The sequence below is a fragment of the Streptomyces sp. SID5464 genome, assembly GCF_009862985.1.
Classification (GTDB): Bacteria; Actinomycetota; Actinomycetes; order Streptomycetales; family Streptomycetaceae; genus Streptomyces; species Streptomyces chartreusis_D.
Genome location: NZ_WWIQ01000045.1, coordinates 44,795 through 52,188 on the forward strand (window position 1 = coordinate 44,795; position 7,394 = coordinate 52,188).

Sequence of the window (7,394 nt, forward strand, 5' to 3'; positions counted from 1 at the left end):
ATCGAAAAGGCACCATCGTGAAGATTGAAAACACGACCGTCAAGGGCGTGTTCATCGAATACGTCCGCGCTGAAGGCACCCCCTCCGGTGCACCCATCGTCTTCGTGCACGGCGGCGGCCAGGGCAGCTGGGTGTGGGAGAACTACCTTCCCTTCTTCGCCGCTACCGGCCGCGACTGCTACGCCTTCAGCTGGTACAACCACCACCGCTCCCACGAGCTGCCCGAGGAGCAGTTCGCGGCCCGCTCCATGGCGGAGACCGTGGAAGAGCTGGAGATCGTGGTCGACCATATCGGCCAGGTGCCCGTCCTGGTGACGCACAGCATGGGCGCGCTTGTTGGCCAGAAGTACGCGGAACAGCACCCGGTCATCGCCGAGGTGCACATCACGCCCGCCATCTGCGCCGAAGTAGGACTCCACCCCGAGAGGAAGCTCGACCTGTCGAAGCCGATCGAAGTCGGCTCCTTCGAGGACGAGTGGTCCCGTGTGCTCGCCGGAAGTCCGGAAGAAGACGCCCGCCGCTACCACGCCCTGCTGTCGCGGGAATCGGCCCTCGCCATCCAGGAGACCATTTCCACCTCCTTCAGCATCGACCGCACCCGCATCGGCGGCCCCTCCCTGGTGATTGCGGCAGAAAACGACGTCGTCGTCCCCGCCGAAGCAATCCGCCGCAGCGCCGCCTACTTCGGCTCCGACTACCTCTTCCTCCCCGGCCGCACCCACAACGTGCTCCTGGAGCCGGGCTGGCGCGAGACGGCCGAGCGCATCAAAACCTGGCTCGAACGCCAGACCTGGTAGACGCCGGGCGGCTTGCCGTCTCCGCCCAGGCCGGCACCAGCATCGCCGCCCCACCGGCTGCTGCCCGGCCGACGTCCCCCCACCGTCAGAAAGCGAAGGTTTCAGCCATGGCGAGCAAGGTTGCTCAGGTCGCCCTCAACAACGGCGTGCAGATGCCGATCCTCGGCTTCGGCGTCTACCAAATCCCCGAGGACCAGACCCAGCAGGCGGTGGAGGCCGCGCTGGAGGCCGGCTATCGCCTGATCGACACCGCCGCCGGGTACGAGAACGAGCGCGCCGTCGGCCGCGCCATCGCCGCCAGCGGCGTACCCCGCGACGAACTGTTCGTCACCACGAAGCTGTGGGTCCAGGACTACGGCGAGGAAAGCGCCAAGCGCGCCTTCGACCGCTCGCTCGACCGCCTCCGTCTCGACCACCTCGACCTGTACCTGATCCACCAGCCCTTCGGCGACTACTACGGATCGTGGCGGGCCATGGAGGCCCTCAACCGCGACGGTCGTACCCGGGCGATCGGAGTCAGCAACTTCTACCCTGACCGGCTCGCTGACCTGATCAGCCACAATCAAGTCGTCCCCGCGGTCAACCAGATCGAGACGCACGTCTTCTTCCAGCGCACCGACGACCAGCAGCTAATGCGCCACTACGGCGTCCAGCACCAGTCCTGGGGACCGCTCGCCGAAGGCGGCCAGGGCTTCTTCGACAACCCCCTGCTCGTCGACATCGCCCGCGCCCACGACAAGTCCGTCGCCCAGATCGCCCTGCGCTGGCTCGTCCAGCGGGACATCGTCGTGATCCCGAAGTCGGTGCGGCCCGAACGCATGGCAGAGAACATCGACGTCTTCAACTTCCAGCTCACCGACGACGAGATGAAGCGCATCACCACGCTGGACACGGGCCGCAGCCCCATCTTCGACCACCACGATCCCGAAAAGGTCACGTGGCTGGGTGGAGTTCGGTTCGACACCTGACCCCAGGCCAAACCCCACTGTCCCGGTAGTCACAGATCCGCAGTCGGTTCCCCGGCCACGAGGCGGTTGGCCGGGGGCTTCTGCCAGCCCGCCCCTAGACACCCCCAGGACGGCATCACCATGCGCATACGCCTCGCTCACATCGCCGCCATCCCTGCTCTGGCAGCTGTTCTCGTCTCGCCCCCGTCCGCGTCCGCCGCCACCGCAGGCAACCGCACCCAGCCGGTCATCACCCAGGTCAAGACCGCCGTCAAGTTCGACTTCGTCGCCGGCGACTCACCCGAGAACATCAACGTCAACCCTGACGGCTCCCTGACCGTGTCCATGCTGGGCGTGCCCGCGAACAAGCCGCCGAAGCTGGTTCGGATCACCTCGTCCGGGCAGCGCACCACCCTCGTCGGCGGCCATCTGGGCGATCAGATCACCGGCAACACCCGCGGCAGCGACGGCACCGTCTACTACAACGTGGACTCCGACGACGCCTCCCGCAACGGTGTCTGGAAACTGCCCCCGCACAGCCGCCCCCAGCGCCTGGCCGCCCTGCCGGTTGGCTTGCCCAACGGCCTGGCCATCGACGCGACCGGCCGTACCCTCTACGCCGCCGACAGCTACAACGCCACGGTGTGGGCCGTGCCCGTCTCCGGCGGCCCGGCGAAGATCTGGCTGAGCGGCTCAGCGCTCGCAGCCGACCCCCACGGCTCCCTGCCGTTGGGCGTCAACGGCGTCCGCTTCCACAAGGGCGCCGTATGGCTCAGCAACTACAGCCAGGGCACGCTGCTCAGGATCCCGGTCACCGCCCACGGAGGCCCCGGCCGCATCCGCACCGTCGCCGACAACATTCCCGACTTCGACGACTTTTCCTTCCTCAACAACCGCTCCAACATCGTCTTCGCTGCGCAGAACGACCCGACCGACCGGGTTACTGTCGTGCGCCCGAACGGGACCACCCAGACCGCCCTGACCGCTGGTGACGGCCTCGCTTCCCCCACCACCACCGCTGTGAGCGGCAACCAGCTGTACATCGCCGACGCCGGTTTCGAGGCACCCCACGACGCGAAGCTGCAGCGCGGAACCATCAATCTTCACGCCCTCACCGGCCACCCCCGGCACCCCTGAGAGGCCCGCAGGGCCCCGTGATCCGCTGAGCGGGCTCACGTCGGCGCGGACGCGGCGACCATGACGTCCGTAGCAACCCTCGACGACGCCGTCACAGAGTAAGCCCCGGCAGGTGAAGGTCCGTTAAGCATCCACGGATTTCTGGGCCAGGCGGCGGATCATCAGCGTCGCGGCAGTGCCGACGTGCCCGCATGATCCACGACAGCGACCGTCCCACCACCCAGCGGCGGGGCGGACGTTGACGTCGGGCGTGTTCAGACTCTTGATCGAGCGTGCCGTCAGGATGCGGGCGCGGGGCTCGCATGGGGGTCGCTGGTCGGATGGTCGTGGCGGGCGCGTGCGCGTCGGATGTCGTCCCGGTGTGCCACGGCCCACTCGCGCAGAGCGGCGATCGGTGTGAGCAGCGTGCGGCCCAGGTCGGTGAGTTCGTAGTCGACGCGAGGCGGCACGGTCGGATAGACGGTACGGCTGAGCAGGCCGTCGCGCTCCAGTGCGCGCAGAGTCAGGGTCAGCATCCGCTGGCTGATCCCGTCGACCTCACGGTGCAGTTCACTGAACCGTCGGGGGCCGTCGCTGAGCCTGAGCACGATCAAGGCGCTCCATTTGTCGCCGACCCGGTCAAGTACATCGCGGATCGAACAGTCCTGCTCGGCAGGGCCGTCGACCGGCACATCGGTGTGCGTGGCTGACATGAAAGTGCCTCCTTCCACCTCTTCTCGTAGTGACCAATCATGAGGTCACGCACAAGAAGTAACCACCACTCAGGAGAAAGAGAGGCGCGACTGTGTCTGCGGAGAATAAGGAAATGGTGGCCCACTTCTACGACCAACTGTTCGCCCACGGCAACCTTGAGGTGATCGACAAGTTCGTCGGCAGTACCTACACCAACCACAACCCGCAAGGCGGCGACGGTCCCGAGGCACTGCGCCGCTTCGTGAGCTACTTCAGGGCCGCCAATCCGAACATGCACCACACCGTCGCGCGGGTCATCGCCGAAGACGACCTGGTTTTGCTGCACTCCCGCGCCGTGTTGGAGCCGGGCACCGCCCCCCAGGCAGTCGTCGACATCTTCCGGGTCGAGGACGGCAGGATCGTCGAGCACTGGGACGTCATCCAGCCAGTCCCGGCCACCTCGGTCAGCGGCCACGACATGTTCACCACGCTCAGCGCTCCGGCCGACAACTCGCCGGACCCGCTGGCGCCCACCGCCGAGAGCAAGCGCGTCGTGGAGGCACTGTTCCACACGATCGCTGTCGAACGTGATCCCGCCGCTTTCGACCGGTACGCCGTCGACCCGCTCTACGAGCACAACCCGCAGTATGCCGACGGCGTCCCGGCCGCCAAAGAGCTGTTCACCTCGGCCTTCGCCGCGCACCCGGAGCTGACCATCAGCGTTAAGCGGGTGATCGCGGAGGGCGACTACGTCGCGGTCCACCATCACTACAAGACCAGCGCGGACGACCTTGGGTTCGCTGTCATCGACTTCTTCCGCGTCCGCGACGGCAAGATCGTCGAGCACTGGGACGCCATCCAACCGGTCCCGGCGACATCCGCCAACGACAACTCGATGTTCTAACCAAGTTGCGGCAGTTTCCCAGTCGCCGCGGGCCCGCCGAGCACCACCCGCGGCGGCCACTGCCCCTTCCCGGGCGGCCAGGCGGAGGGCGCCGACGCGCTGCTGGCCGCGGTGCGAGAACGCGCCGAGAGCGGCTGCGAGGTGGTGAAGGTGATGGCCAGCGGCGGCAACCGCGTGGGCTTACGGCATGATGTCCGGCGGACCTCTGCCGGCCCGCCGGACATCATCGGCTAGAACATGGTGTTGTCGTTGGCGGAGGTTGCCGGGAGCTGCTGGACTACGTCCCAGTGCTCGACGACCTTGCCGTTGCGGACCCGGAGAAAGTCGACGATTGCCATCCCCGCGTCGTCTGCGCCCAGCTTGTAGTGGGAGTGGATCGCCACGTAGTCGCCTTCGGCGATGACCCGCTTGGGGCTCGCAGTGAAGCCCGGGTACTGGGCGTAGATCTTGCTGAAGGTCTCCTTGGCGGCGGCCGTGCCGTCGACTGCCGTCGGGCTGTGCTGGTAGTAGTCGGCGGCGGCGTACCGGTCCAGGGCGGTCACGTCGTGATCGACGGTGAGGCCGAGCATCATGCCCAGCGCGATCTTCTCGCTGTCGGTGGACGAGGCGCGTGGGTCCGGGCCCGGCAGGCGGGGGGTGCTGAGGGTGGAGAACATGTCGTGGCCGCTGGCCGTGCTGTCCGGGACCTGCTGCTGCACGTTCCAGTGCTCGGCGATCTTGCCCTTGTCGATCCGGAAGATGTCGACGAGCGCCGTCCCCTTGGAGCCCGTCTCCAGGATGAGGTTGCTGTACAGGACGACCAGGTTGCCTTGGGTGATGACTTTCTTGACCGTGGCGTGGGACTCGGGGTGGGCGGTCTTCAGGTCGCTCGCCCATTCACGCAGTGCCTTCGCGCCGGAGGCGCGCGTCGGGTCGTGCTCGATGTAGCCGGGCTTGACGAACCGGTCGATCACGGCGAGCTTCCCATGGTTGAGGAGCTGGTCGAAGTAATGCAGAACCAGCGCCTTGTTCGCCCTTGTCTGGTGACTCGCGCCGTACGCCTGCGTCGCCGATGTCGATCGCGGAGGGGCCGCCGACGCCGCGGAGGCTCCCGCAAGCAGGGCGCCGACCGTCGCTGTCGCGATCAGAAGGCGGGCGGCCTTCCGGGGGGTGCTCAAGGGGATATTCATGACCCACTCCAATTCCTACTCTTTGTGCGTAACCTCATGATGGACCTGCAAGGAAGTCCACACAAAAGGCACATTGATGTCTGTGCCAGAGGGCAATGTGCGCCTTGGAGGTCACGGCCAGCCCGGGCAGGTCCCGCTGCAGGCCGGGGGGGCCGGAGCGTTGCGGTGATCGCAGCCCTGGAGGCCCGGCCCCTGCGCCGCACCGACCTGCAGCGCCAAGTTCCTGGCATGTCCAGCCGCAGACCTGTGTGGATCACCGAGTCCGTGTACGCGGGGATCCGCGCCGCCTGCGCCAATACGCCGACCATGGCAGCTCTGGCGGGCAGTGTCCTCCCCTCGACTGGCCCGGTGGAGGGGAGGTGGCGGGGCGTCCGTGCTGGCGGGAAATGCCCCGGCTGCCAGCTCGCCTGCGTCACAGGGCGCAGGTCACATCTCACCGAAGGACTGACGGCTCGACGGTCTCTCCGCCTCAGCCTCCAGCGGCGGGTAGCGGCGTAGTTCGGCGTACCCCCTACCTCAGCTCCCGTGGCCACCTGTGACGCTCAAAGTGCCCCACTGAAGTGGATGGCTGCGGCTTGAACTCGGGGACCGCTGTGTGCCCGGGTCCCCCTTCGGGTGACGTTGAGAGCCAAGCATGGCCGCTGCCGTGCTGGTCAGGCAGGGTGGCTGACTGGTCCCTCGATCCCGCGAGGTGCCTTGCTCTGGGGGCTCAGTGCAGCTGTTCTTCACGGACCGGCGGAAGGTTTGGAAGGTGGGGGACGTGCCCGGCGCTCGCCCTGCCGACCTGTGCGAGCTGCTTGACCGGCGACGGATTCCGACGGGCACGCCAATTCTTCTCGACGAGGCGATGCGCCCGGTAGAGCCACTGTCGAGCTGGTTCCGGGTGATCGGCCAGCAGGGCCTGGACGCCAAGACCATGCGCGCGTACGCCTACACCGTATTGATGCTGCTCAACTTCCTTACAGTACGGGGCCTGGACTTGCGGCTGGCGACCGAGAATGACGTGCTGGAGTTCCGGCGGTGGCGGCGCGAGGACGCCGAGGAGACGGTCGGCGAGGCCACCTGGGATCGGGACGCCGCCGCAATCGGCGGGCTCTACGACTACCTGGCCCAGGTCGGCTACGTGAGCGGGCGGCCCTGGCGGGCGACGGGTCGTGGGGAGTCCCTGGGCAGTGGGGTGAGCCGGGATCCGCGGGTCCGGCACATGGAGCTTGACCAGTACCTGTTCTTCCGGGACGTCGGGTTCGGCGGACTGGAGCCGGGCGGCGGCCTGCACTTGGGCTTCCGGGGGTGGCGGCCGCACCGCAACCGCTCGGCGTTGGAGCTGGCGCTGATGACGGGGATGCGGATCCAGGAGTGGTCGACCCTGCTGCTGCCCGAGCTCGGTCTGACCGGCGGCCGCCGGCCCGTGGTCACGGACGTCGACCTGGCTGCCTGCGCAAAGTACGGACGGCCGCGGTCGGTCTACGTGCCCAGGGACGCGATGGAACTGCTGGACCCCTATCTGCTGCTGGAGAGGCCGGGGATTGTGGCGACAGCGCAGCGCACGCTGCGGCGCCAGGTGCGCGACCTGTTCGTGGTCCAGCGGATCGAGGGGGACGGTACCCGGGTCCGCGGGGTCCTGGAGGGCGTCAGGGTGACCCGGGTGATGAAGGACATGAAGCCGGGGCTGCGGCGGATCACCGTGCTGGAGACGGGCGGCGGCCTGGATCCGCTGGCGCTGTTCATCGGCCAGGGCGGCCGGATGCTCACCGGCTCGGGCTGGGAC

The 7,394-nt window shown here is 67.6% G+C and carries 7 protein-coding genes; 5 read left to right on the top strand and 2 right to left on the bottom strand.

The window, feature by feature from the left end; all coding sequences use genetic code 11:
* The first annotated feature begins 17 nt into the window (after positions 1-17).
* From GTY47_RS22190 to GTY47_RS22200, 3 genes are all read left to right on the top strand, one after another.
* Entirely contained in the window at positions 18-797 is a 780-nt protein-coding gene (locus GTY47_RS22190; protein ID WP_010047444.1) for an alpha/beta fold hydrolase, read from the top strand.
* 107 nt (positions 798-904) lie between these two features.
* Positions 905-1,765, top strand: coding sequence for an aldo/keto reductase (locus GTY47_RS22195; protein ID WP_010047447.1), 861 nt, complete (start codon positions 905-907; stop codon positions 1,763-1,765).
* A 120-nt stretch (positions 1,766-1,885) separates the two neighbouring features.
* A complete protein-coding gene (locus tag GTY47_RS22200; protein WP_010047448.1) occupies positions 1,886-2,881 on the top strand; it encodes a hypothetical protein in 996 nt (331 codons plus the stop codon).
* Between the two features lie 278 nt (positions 2,882-3,159).
* Here the strand turns inward: GTY47_RS22200 and GTY47_RS22205 are convergent, their stop codons facing one another.
* Complete coding sequence (locus GTY47_RS22205) at positions 3,160-3,573, bottom strand: helix-turn-helix domain-containing protein (RefSeq protein ID WP_010047450.1); 414 nt, start codon at positions 3,571-3,573, stop codon at positions 3,160-3,162.
* Between the two features lie 92 nt (positions 3,574-3,665).
* On the opposite strand from GTY47_RS22205, the gene GTY47_RS22210 reads away from it, so the two are divergent.
* Positions 3,666-4,457, top strand: a complete 792-nt coding sequence (locus tag GTY47_RS22210; RefSeq protein WP_158688474.1) for a nuclear transport factor 2 family protein — start codon at positions 3,666-3,668, stop codon at positions 4,455-4,457.
* A gap of 230 nt (positions 4,458-4,687) precedes the next feature.
* Here GTY47_RS22210 and GTY47_RS22215 read toward each other — a convergent pair whose 3' ends face one another.
* Positions 4,688-5,614 (bottom strand): nuclear transport factor 2 family protein, encoded by a 927-nt coding sequence (locus tag GTY47_RS22215; RefSeq protein WP_010047454.1) that lies wholly within the window; start codon positions 5,612-5,614, stop codon positions 4,688-4,690.
* Between the two features lie 724 nt (positions 5,615-6,338).
* Between GTY47_RS22215 and GTY47_RS22220 the strand changes: the two genes are divergently transcribed.
* Positions 6,339-7,394 (top strand): site-specific integrase (locus GTY47_RS22220; protein WP_010047457.1); only part of this gene is annotated, 1,056 nt, incomplete at its 3' end.

What these genes read in the sequence shown, in the direction of transcription:
- GTY47_RS22200 (WP_010047448.1), top strand. Translation starts at nt 1,886, where the DNA reads ATGCGCATACGCCTCGCTCACATCGCCGCCATCCCTGCTCTGGCAGCT.
- GTY47_RS22195 (WP_010047447.1), top strand. Translation starts at nt 905, where the DNA reads ATGGCGAGCAAGGTTGCTCAGGTCGCCCTCAACAACGGCGTGCAGATG.
- GTY47_RS22205 (WP_010047450.1), bottom strand. Translation starts at nt 3,573, where the DNA reads ATGTCAGCCACGCACACCGATGTGCCGGTCGACGGCCCTGCCGAGCAG.